At 44.6% G+C, this 17,756-nt stretch carries 17 protein-coding genes; 6 read left to right on the plus strand and 11 right to left on the minus strand.

What is annotated here, in order from left to right; genetic code table 11:
* Window positions 1-9: 9 nt before the first annotated feature.
* From QFZ77_RS33520 to QFZ77_RS33535, 4 genes are all read right to left on the minus strand, one after another.
* A complete protein-coding gene (locus tag QFZ77_RS33520; RefSeq protein ID WP_307447018.1) occupies window positions 10-555 on the minus strand; it encodes a hypothetical protein in 546 nt (181 codons plus the stop codon).
* A gap of 46 nt (window positions 556-601) precedes the next feature.
* Window positions 602-2,038, minus strand: a complete 1,437-nt coding sequence (locus tag QFZ77_RS33525; protein WP_307447021.1) for a DEAD/DEAH box helicase — start codon at window positions 2,036-2,038, stop codon at window positions 602-604.
* A gap of 110 nt (window positions 2,039-2,148) precedes the next feature.
* Window positions 2,149-2,670, minus strand: coding sequence for an RNA polymerase sigma factor (locus QFZ77_RS33530; protein ID WP_307447024.1), 522 nt, complete (start codon window positions 2,668-2,670; stop codon window positions 2,149-2,151).
* 150 nt (window positions 2,671-2,820) lie between these two features.
* The gene (locus QFZ77_RS33535; protein ID WP_307447027.1) at window positions 2,821-3,654 is read right to left on the minus strand and encodes an alpha/beta hydrolase family protein; all 834 of its coding nucleotides are present in this window, start codon (window positions 3,652-3,654) and stop codon (window positions 2,821-2,823) included.
* An 83-nt stretch (window positions 3,655-3,737) separates the two neighbouring features.
* Between QFZ77_RS33535 and QFZ77_RS33540 the strand changes: the two genes are divergently transcribed.
* The gene (locus QFZ77_RS33540) at window positions 3,738-3,998 is read left to right on the plus strand and encodes a DUF2573 family protein (protein ID WP_029197400.1); all 261 of its coding nucleotides are present in this window, start codon (window positions 3,738-3,740) and stop codon (window positions 3,996-3,998) included.
* Window positions 3,999-4,054: 56 nt separating this feature from the next.
* On the opposite strand, the gene QFZ77_RS33545 is transcribed toward QFZ77_RS33540, so the two are convergent.
* Together QFZ77_RS33545 and QFZ77_RS33550 are read right to left on the minus strand one after the other, a co-directional pair.
* Window positions 4,055-4,831: an SDR family NAD(P)-dependent oxidoreductase gene (locus QFZ77_RS33545; RefSeq protein ID WP_307447032.1), complete on the minus strand. Its 777-nt coding sequence runs from the start codon at window positions 4,829-4,831 to the stop codon at window positions 4,055-4,057.
* Window positions 4,832-4,931: 100 nt separating this feature from the next.
* Window positions 4,932-5,390, minus strand: a complete 459-nt coding sequence (locus QFZ77_RS33550; protein WP_307447034.1) for a chemotaxis protein CheX — start codon at window positions 5,388-5,390, stop codon at window positions 4,932-4,934.
* A 284-nt stretch (window positions 5,391-5,674) separates the two neighbouring features.
* Here QFZ77_RS33550 and QFZ77_RS33555 point away from each other — a divergent pair, with 284 nt between their 5' ends.
* Complete coding sequence (locus QFZ77_RS33555; protein WP_307447038.1) at window positions 5,675-7,339, plus strand: PAS domain-containing sensor histidine kinase; 1,665 nt, start codon at window positions 5,675-5,677, stop codon at window positions 7,337-7,339.
* Between the two features lie 24 nt (window positions 7,340-7,363).
* Entirely contained in the window at window positions 7,364-8,155 is a 792-nt protein-coding gene (locus QFZ77_RS33560; RefSeq protein ID WP_307447043.1) for a TIGR01457 family HAD-type hydrolase, read from the plus strand.
* Window positions 8,156-8,395: 240 nt separating this feature from the next.
* On the opposite strand, the gene QFZ77_RS33565 is transcribed toward QFZ77_RS33560, so the two are convergent.
* Together QFZ77_RS33565 and QFZ77_RS33570 are read right to left on the minus strand one after the other, a co-directional pair.
* Window positions 8,396-8,974 (minus strand): PadR family transcriptional regulator, encoded by a 579-nt coding sequence (locus QFZ77_RS33565; RefSeq protein ID WP_307447046.1) that lies wholly within the window; start codon window positions 8,972-8,974, stop codon window positions 8,396-8,398.
* 13 nt (window positions 8,975-8,987) lie between these two features.
* Window positions 8,988-10,514 (minus strand): MDR family MFS transporter, encoded by a 1,527-nt coding sequence (locus QFZ77_RS33570; protein ID WP_307447049.1) that lies wholly within the window; start codon window positions 10,512-10,514, stop codon window positions 8,988-8,990.
* Between the two features lie 253 nt (window positions 10,515-10,767).
* Between QFZ77_RS33570 and QFZ77_RS33575 the strand changes: the two genes are divergently transcribed.
* Entirely contained in the window at window positions 10,768-11,670 is a 903-nt protein-coding gene (locus QFZ77_RS33575) for a LysR family transcriptional regulator (RefSeq protein WP_307447052.1), read from the plus strand.
* Between the two features lie 101 nt (window positions 11,671-11,771).
* Window positions 11,772-12,578: a histidinol-phosphatase gene (locus QFZ77_RS33580; protein WP_307447055.1), complete on the plus strand. Its 807-nt coding sequence runs from the start codon at window positions 11,772-11,774 to the stop codon at window positions 12,576-12,578.
* Window positions 12,579-12,630: 52 nt separating this feature from the next.
* Here the strand turns inward: QFZ77_RS33580 and QFZ77_RS33585 are convergent, their stop codons facing one another.
* The 3 genes from QFZ77_RS33585 to QFZ77_RS33595 all read right to left on the minus strand — a co-directional run bounded on the left by QFZ77_RS33585 (window position 12,631) and on the right by QFZ77_RS33595 (window position 16,615).
* Window positions 12,631-14,943, minus strand: a complete 2,313-nt coding sequence (locus QFZ77_RS33585; RefSeq protein WP_307447058.1) for a bifunctional diguanylate cyclase/phosphodiesterase — start codon at window positions 14,941-14,943, stop codon at window positions 12,631-12,633.
* Between the two features lie 185 nt (window positions 14,944-15,128).
* Window positions 15,129-16,394: an MFS transporter gene (locus QFZ77_RS33590; RefSeq protein WP_307447062.1), complete on the minus strand. Its 1,266-nt coding sequence runs from the start codon at window positions 16,392-16,394 to the stop codon at window positions 15,129-15,131.
* A gap of 5 nt (window positions 16,395-16,399) precedes the next feature.
* Window positions 16,400-16,615: a GNAT family N-acetyltransferase gene (locus QFZ77_RS33595; RefSeq protein ID WP_307447064.1), complete on the minus strand. Its 216-nt coding sequence runs from the start codon at window positions 16,613-16,615 to the stop codon at window positions 16,400-16,402.
* A 98-nt stretch (window positions 16,616-16,713) separates the two neighbouring features.
* Between QFZ77_RS33595 and QFZ77_RS33600 the strand changes: the two genes are divergently transcribed.
* Complete coding sequence (locus QFZ77_RS33600) at window positions 16,714-17,754, plus strand: ParB/RepB/Spo0J family partition protein (protein WP_307447067.1); 1,041 nt, start codon at window positions 16,714-16,716, stop codon at window positions 17,752-17,754.
* The last annotated feature ends 2 nt before the right edge of the window (window positions 17,755-17,756 follow it).

Here is a 17,756-nt window from a genome sequence, read left to right on the forward strand (position 1 = left end):
TTTTCTATGTTATCGCAACGGCTTTAATTGAACGATGATGGCTTTTTCCTCGAACATTACATTCTTCACACCAATAAGTTTTGGCAAGTGATCTTCAATAGGGAGTTCGATAGGAGCAAGTTGAACCCATTCACTTGGTACTTGCATGCCTTTAATACTCGTATTTCGATGTTGAACGACTAAATTCGGCGGGTTCCAAGCAAGGGTGAACATCATCTGGGCACCGATGGGTATCTTCTCCCGCCACCTCACATTCACGTCAGCCACAAGGTTTGAACCTTGAAGTGTAAGCTTCGCCCCTTCAATTCGAAAATCATTAGGCAGAACTTGATGACCAGCTAGCTGCTTCTTTACCACATCATTAAGTTCTTGTTCGGTTAGCTGTACCTCAAAATTCCGGTTCTTGACGATGTCTGCGATCTTGCTGCTGATTGTGACTTCTTTATAATCTAAGTTTAAAGCTTCGGTTGGTTTAACATGCCGAACGGCTATCACCAGTGCAGCCGTAAGGATGATGACCACAACCATGGCGAAAATGACTATTTTTTTCAGCACGTTTCACACCCCGCAGATCAATTTGTTGTTGCCCTAGTAGGTAGGGCTACTCTTTGTTCTGCTGCTTTTCTTTGAGCCAACGAGGAGCGCCCTTGCTCTTGCGATCTCGCTCGCGCTCCGCTTTACTCACGGTCTTGCCAACGGCGGCCTTGTTCGTGTTCGCCTGCGCCGCCGGCTTCGCCGGGGCAGCGCTGCTCTGGCCGCGCGCGTCAGGCGCCGCGGCACTAGTACGCACCGCGCCCGCTGGCGCGGCAGCGTCCCGCGCGCCGGCGGAGCTGCGCGTAGGTGCTGCGCCGCTCGGGCGCGCAGCTTCGCGTCGGCTGCGCATCGTCGCCGCACTGCGGTCCTGGGCCGGGTCGACGAGCCGGCCCTCGAACATCGCCTTCGGCGCAATCGTGATGCCGAGCTGCTTCTCGAATTTGTCGAGAATGAACTGCTCCTTCGGCGTCACGATAGAGATGGTCGTGCCCTCGCGGCCCATCCGACCGGTCCTGCCTACGCGGTGGAGATAATACTCCGCGTTGGTCGCAGGATCCAAGTGGAAGACATGAGTCACGCCTTCAATATCAAGTCCTCTTGCGGCAACGTCCGTTGCCAGCAGCAATTGAAATTTCCCATCCCGGAAATTCCCCATCACTCGGGCCCGATCTTGTTTGCTAGCTTCTCCATACAAGGCTTCAACAGATAAACCTACGTATTGGAGTTTGCCCACCACTTGGGCAATATCGTCCGTGACGTTGATAAACACGATAGCTGATGTAGGCTTAATCAGACGTACAAGCCTTCTGAGCGTATCAATCTTCTCACGTTCCTGACACACCACATACATGTGTTCCAATGTTTCGGCTGTGCGTTGATTCGGATTGATTTTGATAATCACAGGATCTTTGAGCCATCTCCCCGCAGCTTGCTCCGTGCTTTGCGGGATCGTCGCGGAAACAAACACCATCTGACTGGACTTAAGCATCCCTTTAAGGACTGCTTCAACATCCTGCATGGAACCTAGCTCGAACACTTGGTCCACTTCATCAACAATACCCATTTTCACATGGTGCAAAGTTAGCTTCTTTATTTTCATAAGTTCAAGCAAGCGACCCGGCGTACCAACAACAATGTGAGGGTGTAATCGAAGCTTTTCTACTTGTCTAACAATGGCCGCTCCACCGATAAGAGATTGAGATCGAATCGGTCCTCCTTCAGTGAACTTCTCAATTTCCTGCATGATTTGCATACCTAGCTCCCTGGTGGGAACGACAACAAGCACCTGCAGTTGTTTTTGCGTAGGATCGATTCGTTCCAATGCTGGAAGCAAATAGGCTAATGTTTTACCCGTACCCGTTTGGGACTGAATGATGGCATCTTTCCCTTGCTTTAAAACAGGAATCCCTTCGGCTTGAATCGGTGTTGGCTCACCAATCCCTAATTCTTGCAATTTATCTAAATAGGACTGCGCGATCTGCAGTTGTTCAAAGCTTGTACTCAATTTACGAAAACCCCTTTTCTCATCCAATCTAATGTCCTTATTATATGCCACGCCGTAAAACGATACAAATCGACAACCACTGAAGCAGAAATAAGAGTCCTAAAGGACTCTTATCCGCCAGATCCCCACTCTTCAAGCAGTCTCTGCTTAATCACATCACGTGCCCGGAACAAGCGTTGTCGAACGACTCCCTCCGTTACACCAAGCTCATTAGCCATATCTTTGTAAGATAAATTATGGATCCATTTCATCGCAATAATTTGTCTGTAAGAGGGGCTAAGTTGATTAATGTAGGTGATAATAGCCTCGCGCATTAGCTTCAGCTCGACTTCTTGATCCAATGGAACCAGATATTCAGATGTTGGTGCCGCTTCCTTGATACAGAGCATGAGTTCAACTTCCAGCTCATCCCGGTTGCGCTTGTGCTTACGAAGATGATTGAGTGTAACATTCCGAGTTAACTTCTTAACCCAGCTTTCATATTTATCAATTTCAGTCAATAAAGGCGCTTTACGAACAGCCCTAAGAAATGACTCCTGAATAATGTCTTCCACCGCCGCATGATCCCTTAATATGAAGTAAATCATGGGATATACGAGGAGATAGAACTCCTGGTATATCTGCTCTTGCACGCTCTTATCTAATGTATAAAAATCACTGCTGAATATCAGTCTCAGAGACTTCGAATTAAACGCCCCCTAGCCTACCAGGTAGAACTAACGTATTGTGTTCCTACCTTATTTTAGGTCATAAAGGGGGAGTAAACAATAATAATAATTAATTTAATTGGAAAAGACTTCCTGCTTACTTCGTTCAAGCTTTTCATTGAGCCATGTAAATACGTCATCCAGAGCCTTTTCATCTTCTTTTCGAGGGAACCGATGATCTAGTCCTGTATATAGAGCCATCGTGTAATCTTTGCCAGCTTGATCCAGAGAGTCAGCCAGTTTTCTTGCATGTCCGATGTCCACTTGTGAATCATTCGTTCCATGGATAATATAGATGGGCGAGTTGATTTCATTTACCCAACATGCCGGGGAGCGATCGATGTAAGCTTCGACTTGCTTCTTCGGATGTCCGACAACCCGTTTGAGCATCCGCCGCAAATCTACACGCTGTTCATAGGTATCCAACATGTCACTTACACCTCCCCAAACGACAACAGGGCCAACCCCGCTGCACTCTCGGGCTGCACGCATGGCCATAACAGCACCTCTGGAAAATCCAATCAATGGTATAGGACCTGGCAACACTTCCTCTAAAGATTGCACCATTGGAATGGCATGAAACAAATCGAACCTGTCTTCTCCGCCAAAATCCTCACGCCCTTCACCACCTTCATTCCCCCGATAATAGGGAGCAAAGACGACGTAGCCGCGTTTAGCCATCGATATAATTCTTCGTTTACGAACCATCCCAACACGTTTAATGCCGCCGCGGCAGTAAATGACAGCAGGTCGTGGACTTGTTCCATCTGGAACGGCTAAAAGGCCTTTCACTTTTAGGCCTTGACTAACATAAGTAAGGATATACAGCGATATATGCTTCACGAAGCAGCGAATTTGCTCTTTTCCTAATAGTTGACCATCTCGGATATCATCTAGTGCAATGGGCATGGGTTCCCCCTATTTTGACAGCTCTCTTATCATCATATAAACTAAATGTACTCCACCTATTTTCCATCCGAAGGGATGAAACTATGAATACAGATTTTGAGAATGAATTTAATTCCTTAGTGTTCAAAACAGCTGAACTCATCACGGGCGATACTTCACCTGAAATGCTTGAGAAAATTAAGATTTGGGCATTTTTTAATCATGTTCATAAGTCGCTGCCGGCATTAACCTCCCACTGGAATCAAACGCATCCAGAAGGCAAAGCCGAAGTACGTCGCATTTTCGAAGAAATTCGAGAATTGAACCAGGCCTTACAAGCGGCGAAAAAGCCAGAACAGACTTAGAATCATCCATCAATGAAAGAAAAAAAGCGGAATCCCAATCTATGACTGGGAGCCGCTTATTTTTTATTTAAAATGCCTGATGCCAAGCGATCGAACATTCGCGGGAATAGATGAAATAATTTGATTCCCATTCCAGCCACAAAAGGAAGATCTTTCTCAGGAATATTTCTTTCTATCGCATGTATGAGTTCTTTGACGACTTTCTCCGGTTTAAGCATAAACCAAGCCACATTTTTGACATAGTTACCGCTCGGGTCTGCTTTATCAAAGAAAGGAGTTGAAATGGGTCCCGGGTTAATCGCTGTTATAGAGATCCCAGTTCTTATAAGCTCCTGCCGCAAACTGTTCGTGAAGCCTAGCACTGCATGCTTAGTCGCGGAATAACCTGTGGATTTGGCCGAACCGATCTTACCCGCCATAGAAGCCACGTTCACGATATGACCGCTCCCGGCCTTTAACATATGAGGCAATACAGCTTGGGTACAGCGGACTAGGCCCATGTAATTTACATTCATCATTTCTTCAAAATGAGCAAGCGGCGCCGCCGTAAACGACTCAAATATCCCGTACCCCGCGTTATTAATCAAAATATCAATACGACCAAATTTGGCTATAATTTGTCCCACAACATCATGAACCTGCTCTGTATTCGTTACGTCCATCTCGTAAACGGCATGCTGCCCTTGCAAGCCCGAAGCAATTTCTTCAAGTTTATTTGTACTGCGTGCAGTTAATACAGGAATGGCTCCTTTAGCTGCAAATTGCTGTGCCATCACGGCCCCAATGCCGCTCGAAGCTCCTGTAATCAAGACGATTTTGTTCGAAATGTTCAAGCTTACCTTCTCCTTATGGCACAGTTTATGTAAAAAAAATGGAGATACCGCTTCAGCAGCACTCCAGTTCATTTTAGCATATGTATCTATAATAGGTCTCTTACGTGATTAATACTTGAATATCCAGCTCGCCAATGTTATCCATGATCAAAGGTATGGTCAATGCTTTCTTCGGCACAAATCCAGCAGCCGTTGCAGATTGAACAATCTTCGGTGGTGTAATATCCACCCTTACCCCTTGATTGAAAAGCATCGTGCTTGCATTCCCACTAATCATATTACCAAGCTCAGAGATGGCGCTCTTACCCATTTCGTCCATTTCTGTAATAATAAATCCACCCATCATGGCAGAAACCATTTTCAAAGCAACATCCTCAGCTAAGCCGAAAACAATATCGCCTTCCATCTGCCCGGTCATCCCGATTTGTATCCAGATATACTTCTCCACAAATTTGACGTCTTTGACGCCGAGCTGCCCCGTTGTTGGGCGAATGTTAGCAACTTGCTCGATGACAATTCTAGCCGACTCCAAAAAGGGATTAATGTACTCAGCCTTCATAGCTCCGCTCCGATCTCATTTGTGAATAAGTTCCACAGAAAAACGACCTTTTTCAACATTATACCTAAAAAATTAGGACAAGTATACTGTCTTTTTCGATAAAATAGTTCCTACTACTCAGATACACAAACTCATCCTACCTTCATACTTATATTGTCGAACAACGATGCAATTGTTCATGAACAAAGGAAATTGCAGCATGAATATGGAAGAATATATATATTCGTGTCGAATCCTGATAAGCTTATGGGAGAAAATTCCTTAAAGGGGCGTTGAAAGTCTATATGAATAAACAGCATATTACTGCTCGAAATTGGAATTTATATCAACTTGCGCTTGTTTATCATATTATTTCCGTATTTTTGATTGGGACAAATTTCTACTTTATACATCCTCTTGCTTATGTGCAAGATAACCCATTGATAGGTCTATTTATCGATGTTATTCTATTTAGCTCCATACTCGGATTAGCTTTATTTGGCATTAAAGTAATTAAAAAAAGAGAATCCTCCATTAACGAAACCGCGAAGCGATATAAATCACTTTATGATAATCATCCTGATTCTATTATCTCGTTTAGCTTGGACGGCGAGGTATTGTCCGCTAATCATGGTTTGGAAAGTCTTCTAGGACTAGCTCATGAGACCTCGATGTTAACTTCCTTCATTCCTATGATCAATCCGCCCGATCTGCTCAAAGCATTGCATCATTTCCAAGTGGCTTCGGCCGGGATGCCGCAAAATTTCGAGGCTGCATTTATACATCAGAAAGGATACCCTATTCAATCCAATGTAACGTTCGTCCCGACGATGGTAGATGGCAGTATTGTTGGGGTCTTCGCCATTCTTAAAGATTTGACTGAAGTCAAGGAACAGAAAAAGGTCATCGATAAGCTGTATAAGCAAAATCAACTCATTCTCAATTCCGTTTCGGAAGGTATTTACGGGATTGATATGAGTGGTCGCACAATTTTCTGGAATAAGGCCGCTGAGGCTATAACCGGATGGAAAGTAGATGAAATGCTGGGCCGGCAAATTCATAATCTCATTCGACCCGTTAAGAGCGATGGTACTCTTTATCCACCTGAGGAAAGTCCTATTTTGGATACGATTTTGAATCATGAATTTTCTGATATGCAAGAGGATATGTTCTGGAGAAAAGATGAAACCACCTTCCCCGTCATGTACATGTCCAGTCCTATGCTTGAGGGCAAAGGTCAGCTTCTAGGTACGGTTATTACTTTCAAAGATATTACCGAGCTGAAAAAGACGCAAGAGCTGCTAATCAAATCAGACAAGCTATCAGCGGTTGGGCAATTGGCTGCTGGCGTTGCACATGAAATCCGAAATCCGCTAACGGCTTTGAAGGGATTCTTACAACTGCTTAAGACGAATAATGACAAAGAGAAATATTACATAGAGATCATGCAAAATGAACTAAAGCGTATCGAATTTATTGTGAATGAGTTCTTATTTGTATCTAAGCCGCAGGCGACACATTTCGCAACTCAAACCCTGGATTCCATTGTCACAAGCACAATTGAACTCCTTCAACCTCAAGCACTGCTTGGGAATATTCAGATTGAAGCAGAACTTATGCCCGATCTGCCACCTGTCTCCTGTGATGAACATCAGCTTAAGCAGGTTTTCATCAATATTATGAAAAATGCGTTGGAAGCTATGTCACAAGGTGGTACAATGCGTATTCAAGCTCTACTGGACAATAACAGAAACTACATAACTATACGTTTTATCGATCAGGGGTGCGGTATTGCACCAGAGCGGCTGCCCAAACTTGGAGAACCATTTTATAGTACGAAGGAAAAAGGAACAGGACTTGGCCTTATGGTCTGTTTTCGAATTATTGAAGCACATGGCGGCTTTATGGAAATTAGCAGTAAATTAGAAGAAGGAACGACGGTAGAGATCACACTTCCTTCCACGCAATAAACATATGAAGGGAGTATTAGCAAGATGAAAGGTTTTCTCATTGATTTAGACGGCACACTGTACCGGGGGCATGAACCGATTCCCCATGCGGCTGCATTCATTCATTGGTTAAAGCAGCACCAACTGCCTTATTTGCTCGTGACGAACAACTCGTCTCGCACGCCAGAGCAGGTTGCCGAGCATCTGCTAGAGCTCGGCATAGAGATTCCAGCGGCAGCCGTCTATACGTCAGCGCAGGCGGCTGCCCAGTACTTGACCGAGCAGCGCGGAGGTAACCGCGTGCATATGGTCGGCGAAGCCGGACTACGGATCGCCTTGGAGGCGTTCGGCTTCGCATTGGGTGGGACGACGCCGGATTACGTCGTCCAAGGCATTGACCGCAGCTTCTCCTACGAGAAGCTGACCGAAGCGGTCCGCCATCTGAAGCATGGCGCGACCTATGTTCTAACCAACCCCGACCGCATGCTGCCGTCGGATGGTGGGCTTATGCCAGGAGCTGGCTCCCTGGCAGCTGCGATCACCGCCGCCTCGGGCATGGAGCCCGTGGTGATCGGCAAGCCTTCGCCGATCATCATGGCTTACGCCATCGAGCGGCTCGGGCTGCCTGCCGCCGATGTCTGGGTCATCGGCGATAACGTACATACCGACATCCGCGGAGGCAGGTTGGCGGGATGCCGCACGGCGCTCGTATTGACCGGTGTCGCCACGGCGGATAACGTGCAAGAGCAGCTGGCGTCGGCGGGCTTGACGCCGGACTTGATCTGCGATGATTTGCAGCATTTCATCGAGCAGTTCAACGGAATGGGCAGCTTATAGTGCCTACTTCAAAATGCATGCTGGGTATACAAGAGTATCTGACTGATCACAGACTGATATTACTTAAAGTAGCTGTTTTACACCAGTTGCGTGAGGCTGGGTTGAAGTAAGGAAGTTTTTCATCGCTAAAGTGGGATTAGCGAGAGAAAAAGCTACTTTAAGGATGTTTTATATCGTTACCTCGCCACTTTCAAATAAAAAGCCGCAACTGCACTCAACACGAGCAGTTGCGGCTTTCTTCTATTCAATACGGTCCCAGTCAACTTCCAGCGGGGAGTTCTTCTCTTGCAAGCGGCCCTCTCTGGCATCCTTCTGCAGCTGCTCCAGCCATTTTAACTCGCTAAATGCCCGCTTATAGGTTCCTATTAACATCTGAAGGACAACTCTTGGAACAATGGAGATGTGTTCTTCATACAAGCTTTTCATCTTGTTCATAATCATTTTTTGGGCCAAAATCTTATTCTCAAGAATGTCGGCAATCTTCGCCTGATCTCCATGCACGGAGAAAGGCAGAGCGACATAAAGCGGATGATAGTGCTTGATTTCTTCATGCAATTGTTCCACTAATAGTTCTTGAAATTTTAATTTCCCGGCTGCGGTAATTTGATAGATCGTTTTCTCCGGGCGATTCGTGTCCCGTACAACCTCATATGCTTCTACGAGTCTATCTTTATGGAGTTGATCCATCGCATAATACAGCGAGCCGTCTTGCAGCTTCATGTAGTTGTTCATGCCTCTTTCTTTCATCGTCTGCCGAATTTCATAGGTATGCCGATTGGCTTCCATCAGCAGTCCGAGAATGACGAGCTTCATCGACATGGATGTTAACCTCCTAGTGTCCTACTGGTGCGCTTTCTTTGACTTGAGCGCTTCCCACTTCAAGCTTAGCGTTACCCATGAATAAGATGAACACAAGACCGATTACAGCCAGAACAATGGTCGTCTGGAAAACAACGGCAATGGAATCCGCCAATGCTGTAAGGAGCTTGTGTAGAACATCAGCGGGAATGTTTGCTCGAACCTGTGGCTGAAGCAGAATTCGCGCATCATGAAACTTCTCAGCCATCGCTGGATCCTGAAGGGATGTTGTAATGTTATTTCTTAGTGAGTTGACTTGAATGCTGCCAAACACCGCTACCCCGATTGCCGAACCTACGGAACGGAAGAAACCAACCAACGATGTTACAGTGCCTCTTCGGCGAAAGTCTATTTTATGCAGCGCAGACATCGATGTAATTGGGAAGCAAGCGCCAAGCCCAAGACCAAGGAGAATCATATAGGTTGTAATTAGCCAGCGTTTGGAATCGATAGAGAGTCCGCCTAAAAGCGAAGTTGCCAGCAGCAGTAAGACTATGGAAAAAAGCATGACGTTGCGATAAGAGAACTTACCGATGAAGCGTCCGCCGAGTGCACTGCTGACCACGACACCAAGCATCATTGGGGTTAAGGTAGAGCCTGAACTTGTAGCTGAGCCTTCAAATACACCTTGAATGAATAAAGGTATGTATGTACCGGCTGAGATCAAAACCGCACCATAAGCGAAACTGACACCCATGCTGGCGCTAAATAGCCGATTTTTGAACAAATCAAGTGGGATAATCGGTTCTGCTGCATATTTTTCAATCATAATAAATGTACCTAAGAGAACAGCAAAACCTGCAAACAACCCGATGATTTGTAAGGAATCCCAAGCATATTCTTTACCTCCAAGTTCTAATGCGAACATGAGGGAGATAATCGATGCTGTCAGAAAAATAGTACCGCCCCAATCTATTTTCGCCTTACTGTGTTCCACGGATTCGTGATAAGAGAAAATGATTAATAATAAGGATACAATGCCTAGGGGGAGATTAATAAAGAAAATCCATTCCCAAGTTACATGGTCGGTGAAGTAAGCGCCAATGATTGGCCCCAGTACGCTGGATAGTCCGAATACAGCCCCGAACAGCCCTTGCATTTTACCCCGTTTCTCTGGCGGGAAAATATCAAAAATGATCGCAAAAGTAATCGGCATAAGGGCTCCGCCCCCGATACCTTGAATGGCGCGGTAGATGATGAGCTCGGTCATCGATCCAGCCGTTCCACATAAGGCTGAGCCAATCATAAATACAATGATACCGATAATAAAAAATAGTTTTCGACCATACATATCGGAGAGTTTACCGAAAATGGGCATGGCAGCCACATTCGCAATTAAATACGCAGAAAAAACCCAGACGAATTGGCTGAAACCGCCTAGTTTGGACACGATCGTTGGCATCGCTGTTGAAACAATGGTTTGATCAAGCGAAGCCAGTAAAAGTCCCAACATCAACGCCACAACGGTCCACGTTGTATTTGACTTACGGGTTAACGACATAAAATGAATCTCCTTCATAGTTTATTTAATATATATAAAATATTATAATCAAATTTGAGTAATTAGCAACGAAAATCGGCTATATTTGTCCTAACTTCCACGCTTGATTGTGCTTGGTTGTCCATCTTTATTCTGAAATGTTGCCGATTCCGCTACTCCTATCATATAATGGGGTTACAAAAGGTTTTTATGTCCTTTACAATTCCGATAAATTTTATTTGTATCTTTACTATGAAAAGCAGGAGGTATGCTCATGAATATGAACCAGTTAGAAACATTGCTCACCATATCCAAAACAATGAGCTTTCGAAAAGCTGGCGAAATTCTTAACTTGACCCAACCTGCCGTTTCCGCGCAAATTAAGAGCCTTGAAGACGAATTCGGCACAATTCTCATTGATCGCAATCAGCCTGTTACTTTAACCGATAGTGGTAAGCTGTTCTTGGAACACGCAGAAAAAATGCTGCGGATTGCCAGTGATCTCAAGCAGCGATTGTCCGACTTACATCATACGCCGCAAGGTCATATCCACATTGGCACGACAACGTCGATTGCCATGCAGATTTTGCCGAGGGTGCTGTCCTATTTCCAAGACCAATTCCCACTGATCAAGACGACCATTCACTCGATGACCTCTTCCCAAATCATGAACTCAGTGGAGAATAGTCAAATTGATATTGGAATTACGTATTTGTTCGAAAAAAATCAAGCCTTAGAAACTTCCGTGCTTTATTATGATACTTTCGAGCTGATTGTTTCCACGGCGCATCCACTTAGCCGTTTTGCCCATTTATCCATTGAGAAGCTGCGCAACATTCCATTCATTATGCTTTCTCCAGAAACAGCTGGACGACGATTCGTCGATCAAATCTTCAAAGCCTATGAAGTCTCCCCACATATAGTGATGGAGCTATCCAGCAGCGAGGAAGTGAAGCGCATGGTGGAGTTAAATCTCGGGGTTGCAATCATCTCCAAGCTTTCTGTTGCAGATGAACTGCGACATGGAACTTTGAAAATGGTCAAAGTGAACGAATTGGATATTACGCATCCTGTAGGTGTAGTATATAAGTCAGGACGCTACTTAAATTCTGCGATGCAGCAGTTCCTTCGTGATCTAAAAGGAATGCCGGAAACCCAGTTTCTCGGCTCAGAATAAGATTTACAGCTTACGATGCCAGTTTTACTAAAGCAAAACTCTAAGGTTCATGCTTACGATGTCAGTTTTGCTAAAGCAAAACTCTAAGGAGGTTATTTTCGATGAAATTCGACCTACATACCCATCATGACCGATGTGGACACGCTCAGGATAAAATTCGCGACTATATTGAAGCCGCTATTGCCCGCGGATTGCAAGTCATCGGAATTTCTGACCATTCCCCCTATTTTGGAAGCCCAGATGACCATGCTCAACCTTTAATCGCCATGGCTAAGAGCGAATTCCCACGATATATCGAGGAAGTTCTGCAACTAAAAAAAGAATATGAAGGTAAAATTGATGTACTTCTCGGTGTTGAATCTGATTACTTCCCAGATCATGTCGAGATCTATCGTCAAGAATATGCGAAATACCCTTTTGATTACATTATTGGCTCTGTTCATCTATCAGGTGGTGTCAGCATCTTCAATCGCAACAGGTGGAAAAAACTAAATGAAGAGCAGAAGATCCAGCATAAAGAAGAGTACTATGACCTTATTGCGAAATCTGCACGTTCCGGCATGTTCCATATTCTTGGTCATATCGATGCAATGAAAGGCTTCTATCCAGCCTTCTCTGATATCTCCACACCTAAGGTTAACGAAACGTTGAAGATCATCGGAGAAGCAGGTGTAGCGATTGAGATCAATACTTCCGGCAAAACGAAGGACGTAGGAGGCTGGTACCCTTCCAATGAAATATTGGAGCAAGCGCTGCATTATGGTGTTGAAGTGACCTTCGGCTCTGATGCTCATCTGCCAAGCCGAGTTGCTGATGATTGGGAAGAAGTTAGCAAGACGTTAAAAGAGATCGGCTTCAAACATTGGGTCTATTTCAAAAATAAACAAAAACAAATCGTTCAACTCTAAAAGAGAAAAAATCTCCTTCGCTGCCTTCAGCGGGGGAGATTTTTGTTTATTTTTATTCAATATGGCCAGATGGGTTTGATTCAAGAAAGGCAAGCTTAGGCTGTAAACATTCCTGTAACACAGGCAGTGCTTGCTCGGCAGTCATAGGCCGGTAGAAGTAGTAGCCTTGAATTTGACTGCAGCCATTCGCGACTAAGAAGTCCGCCTGTTCTTTTGTTTCAACACCTTCCGCAATAATTTGCAGTTGAAACGAATTGGCTACGGAAATAATCGCTTTGATCATCGCTCGATCCTTGTCATCCGTTTGTACGCCGCGGACAAATGATTGGTCCAATTTGATTTTGGTGACTGGGAACCTTTTCAAATAACTTAGAGAGGAGTAATGTGTACCGAAATCGTCGACCGATATCGCAATGCCCAGTTGGCGAAGCTTGCTAAGTGCGTCCAGCTGCTCATCCTGCATTGCGAAATTTTCGGTAATTTCCATTTCCAAATACTTAGCTTCCAGGCCTGTCTCCTCTAAAATTTGTTTCACTTTATCAACAAAACGTTCATCATTCAGCTGTTTGACCGATAGATTGACGGAAATAGCTAAAGGTTCAATCGTCATGCTGTGCCAAACCTTCATCTGCTTGCAAGCACCTCTCAGCACCCAATCACCAATACTAGCAATCGTACCTATTTCTTCTGCTAGAGGAATGAAGTCAGCGGGAGAAATATAACCTTTGGTCGTATGATTCCAACGCAAGAGTGCTTCAACACCAATAATTTTGCCCAATAAACAATCTACCTGCGGTTGGTACACAATTTCGAGTTCATTCCGGTCAAGTGATTGACGCAGATGATTTCCCATCTCCAGCTTTGATAGGGAATTCATGGCCATCTGCTGATTAAAGAAGCTGTATGAGCTGCCGCTCTCTTTTTTGGCTATGTACATGGCAATATCCGCATTCTTGAGCAATGCTTCCCAAGTTACACCCCCATAAGGATACTGCACGATACCAATACTGGCGCTAATGAAAAAAGAGCGATTCGATAACAAACAAGGCGGCTTTAAGATATCTATTAATTGTTCACAGAAGAGTTGAATCTCCTTCTCACTTGGACAATCTTCTAGCAGGATGGCAAACTCGTCCCCACCAAATCTGGCAAATGTATGAAAGGGAAGGTTAGATTGCCCTATACGATTAGCAACTTCCTGCAGCATAAGATCGCCCATATGATGACCATGCGAATCATTAACCATCTTGAAGTTATCCAGATCAAAGAAAAGCATAGCAAGGGATGTATGATTAATTTCGTTGTGTACAATTTGTTCTTTCAAGATCATTTGAAAATGGGCTCGATTATGTATCCCTGTCAGAACATCATGATAAGCCATATACGATAGCATTTGTTCGGATTCCAGCAAGCGTTTGGTTGAATCATACAATTCCTGTTGTCCTGCCAAAAGCTCTTCATTCGCAGCAGTCAAATCCTCATTTGCAAACTGTAACTCTTGTGTGCGCTCATTTACCGCTCCGCTTAACTTATCCCGCTGTCTAACGATATACAGGATAAAGATGAGGCCGATAAGCAGAACAAGCATAAAAGAGCTGCGTATTAATATGATTTGCCGCTTAATATTCTGAACAGCACTTGCCTGCGGCAGCGCAGCAAGCTCCCATTTCGTCTCCGTATGCTCAATGGTGGCTATCATCGGGTTTTCTTGAAAAATAGAATCGTCGCCATAGAACGCAGGCTCGCCAGGATTGCGGATGGAAATCTGTAGATCCCCTGTATCTCTATTCTTAATTCCTGCTTCGACAAGTAGTTGATCCAGATTTACACCCACAGATACGAAGCCCCAAAAAACACCATCTTGATAGATTGGCTTTCGAGCGACTAAACCATTAATACCTTGAAGTAATTTAAACGGGCCATTCATTGTCATTTTTTTAGTTTGCAAAGCTTTTGAAATTTGCTGTTGAATATTTGTACGGGGATCCTGCAGCAAATCCCAATTATATATACTTTCGTTACCCTGAATCGGATAAACGAACTTCATAACTCCTTTAGGTGCAATAATTAAATTAAACGTTGATCCCTGAGCGCCATGATAAAGAGATGCAATGAATTCCATGACTTCTTTATCGTCTTTGTTTTGCAAGTAACTCGCATCCACATAAGCTTCCAGGCTTACCATCATATTAAAATTACGGTCAATAACGGATTGTAATGCCAATGCTCTTGAGGATAATTGCGACTGTTCCGTAATTTCAAGCTCATGGAGTAAGGAGTCCTTATACTTATTAAGAACAAACTCTGACGATGAAACTAATATGACGAAAATTAGAGCTATTATCGTGTTTTGAATCATTTTCATGCTACTCTACTCCTAAGTCATATGAAAGTTTTATGTCACAATTCGACATCATTATCCTCTATTATTTCATCTATAAACCTTCCGATGCAATCTTTTTATTGAATTTGGTATTACTTTGCAAAAATGGATGAAAAACAACAAGAAGGACCTAGCCTAAATGGCTGGGCCCTTCTTGTTTTCCGATTTTACAACGCCCTGGCTGTCGTTCCTGTACGTTGAATACGTATAGCCATGATGGCAGCAATCATACATACGAAGCCCGCCATAAGAAAAGGTAGCGAATAGCTGCCGAGCAAATCTCTCAGCAGACCTGCTTCATAAGCAGCAAAGGATGCCCCTAGCTGGTGAGCGACTACAATCCAACCAAAGACCATGCCTGCCTTCTCCTTGCCGAAAATATCCGATGCGATCTTCACGGTTGGCGGAACGGTTGCAATCCAATCTAATCCGTAGAAAACGGCAAAAATAAGAAGCTCCGTATAGCCTAATCCGAGCGCTTGCGGCAGAAAAATAAGCGAAATTCCGCGAAGCCCATAGTACCAAAACAGCAGCCAACGGCCGTCAAATCGGTCGGTCAACCAACCGGACATTGTCGTCCCGACCAAGTCAAAGATGCCCATAAGCGCCAGCAATCCCGCTGCGGTTACTTCAGGAATGCCAAAATCCCCACAGGCGGGAATAAGATGCGTACCAATTAACCCATTCGTGGAGAACCCGCAGAAAAAGAACGTCCCCGCAAGCAGCCAGAATGCCTTGTTCTTACTGGCATCTCGAAGGGTAAGCAGAGGAGTCATAAACAAGTTGCCTTTGAATTCGGCAGGCTTGACGACTTGATCAGACCCATAGGGAGCAGCACCTATGTCATAGGGATGATTGCGCATCCAGATCGCTACAACAGGGATTAACACCGCGATCACAGCGATCGCTGTATAAATGGCATAGCGCCAACCGACGTCCACCGTTATTTTAGCCAGAAGAGGTAGAAATAGCAGCTGCCCTGTCGCCGCGCTGGCTGTCAGAATGCCAACCACTACGCCTTTATTCTGAGTGAACCATCGATTCGCGATCGTGACACCGAGCACGTTGGCAAGTGAACCCGTTCCAAGCCCCACAACGACCCCCCAAAGCAAATGAAACTGCCACAAAGCCGTGATCATAGGCGTCAGCGAAAGGCTGGCCGCGATGCAAATGAGGGAGATCAGCACCACCCGACGGGTACCAAAACGCTCCATCAATGCAGCGGAGAAAGGCCCCATCAGACCATACAAAAAAATATTAATGGAGACAACGGAGGATACATCCGCGCGGCCCCATCCGAACTCTTTTTCAAAGGGAAGCATGAAAATGCTAGGTACCGAGCGTATACCCGCCGATACAATCAAGGTAAAGAAGGTCACCAGGACAACAATCCAGCCGTAATGCAGTTTGGTGCGTTTTGCTAAAGTTCCCACTTTATTTACTCCCATTCTTCTGCCAAAATCCCATAAACCTCATGATCATGAAAGGTATTATAACTGAACTCGGCCTGTCTAATTGTTCCTTCATGCTTGAATTTCAACCTCACCGGAACTGAGCGGCTCTTGAAGTTATCCGTCCAATGGAATAAGGCATCTGCATGCCTGACTTCTAGTATTTTTATTTCGAGTTCATCACTTATTTTACATGAAAACATGATTGACCTCCTATCTAGCACCATGATTAGCATTTCCACGATTTTGTTCCTTGTTATATAATAATCCAAGGACAACCTGAACGAATGGAGAAATGAATATGGATATACATGAAATTCCCATGCATTTAATTGACGAGGATACGGATCAGCCCAGATATCAATTTGATGAAGAGGCGCTCCAAGAATTAATGAAAAGCATCGAGGAGATCGGCTTACTCTCTCCGATTAAAGTGAGAACAACGGCAGACAACCGGTACAAAATTATTTACGGGAACCGGAGATACAAAGCTAGCAAAATGCTGGGACGCCCAACCATGTCCTGTATCGTATCGACCGTAACGGATGAGTTGGAGATTTATTTAGAACAGATTGCGGAGAATCTGACAAGGGAAGGCTTTTCCCCCATTGAGGAAGCCGAGGCCTTCCACAAACTTATGAATGATTCCAAGTTCAGTTCCTCTATTAAATACCTTTCTAGCAAACTTGGCAAGCCGGAAACTTACATCAAAAACAAATGTGATTTGTTAAAGTTTGGAAATTCAGTTAAGAAACTGATCGTAAGCGGCACAGAAATTCGAAAAGACAAGTTGACCGAGGACCAGCTGCTGCCTATCAAAGATTTACCGATCGAGCACCGCGATCCGCTTGCTTTGATTATTGCCAGAGATGAAATGCCTGTTAGTGATGTCAAAAAGATTGCTCGCATGTTCAAAGATAAAGATATTTCAGAGAGCACCAAAGGGAAGCTTCTCTATAAATCAGGTCATGATCTGGTCGAAACTTGGTCCGTCTTTCAAAACAACCGAGCAGAACGCGCCAAGCCTGCAGCTACAAAAGCTCCGACAAAAGTGGAGAAAGCGGAGAAAGCCAAGGAAATAGTCTCGGACAATAAAACAGAAATGCCGGTACAAAGCGGGCTTCCTGCAGCTTCAACTAACCCAACAACTAGCCCAATTCAAGCCAAACTTCTGCAAATGCTTAACGCATTTCCTGCACCTAGTGATTTTCAAGTTGCAGCCTTAGACGTCGATGCCCAAGATAAAGAACAATTTCTGAATGATCTCAATACCTTAGTCGGTAATTTGGAAAAGCATTTGGATGCGTGGAAAAAAGTTAGAGAACTTGCCGTTATCCACTAACA

The organism is Paenibacillus sp. V4I3, from assembly GCF_030817215.1.
In the GTDB taxonomy this organism is placed as follows: Bacteria; Bacillota; Bacilli; order Paenibacillales; family NBRC-103111; genus Paenibacillus_E.

Coding starts and splice junctions, on each gene's coding strand:
- QFZ77_RS33535 (WP_307447027.1), bottom strand. CDS start 3,654: ATGCCCATTGCACTAGATGATATCCGAGATGGTCAACTATTAGGAAAA.
- QFZ77_RS33540 (WP_029197400.1), top strand. CDS start 3,738: ATGAATACAGATTTTGAGAATGAATTTAATTCCTTAGTGTTCAAAACA.
- QFZ77_RS33550 (WP_307447034.1), bottom strand. CDS start 5,390: ATGAAGGCTGAGTACATTAATCCCTTTTTGGAGTCGGCTAGAATTGTC.
- QFZ77_RS33555 (WP_307447038.1), top strand. CDS start 5,675: ATGAATAAACAGCATATTACTGCTCGAAATTGGAATTTATATCAACTT.
- QFZ77_RS33560 (WP_307447043.1), top strand. CDS start 7,364: ATGAAAGGTTTTCTCATTGATTTAGACGGCACACTGTACCGGGGGCAT.
- QFZ77_RS33565 (WP_307447046.1), bottom strand. CDS start 8,974: ATGTCGATGAAGCTCGTCATTCTCGGACTGCTGATGGAAGCCAATCGG.
- QFZ77_RS33570 (WP_307447049.1), bottom strand. CDS start 10,514: ATGTCGTTAACCCGTAAGTCAAATACAACGTGGACCGTTGTGGCGTTG.
- QFZ77_RS33575 (WP_307447052.1), top strand. CDS start 10,768: ATGAATATGAACCAGTTAGAAACATTGCTCACCATATCCAAAACAATG.
- QFZ77_RS33580 (WP_307447055.1), top strand. CDS start 11,772: ATGAAATTCGACCTACATACCCATCATGACCGATGTGGACACGCTCAG.
- QFZ77_RS33585 (WP_307447058.1), bottom strand. CDS start 14,943: ATGAAAATGATTCAAAACACGATAATAGCTCTAATTTTCGTCATATTA.
- QFZ77_RS33595 (WP_307447064.1), bottom strand. CDS start 16,615: ATGTTTTCATGTAAAATAAGTGATGAACTCGAAATAAAAATACTAGAA.
- QFZ77_RS33600 (WP_307447067.1), top strand. CDS start 16,714: ATGGATATACATGAAATTCCCATGCATTTAATTGACGAGGATACGGAT.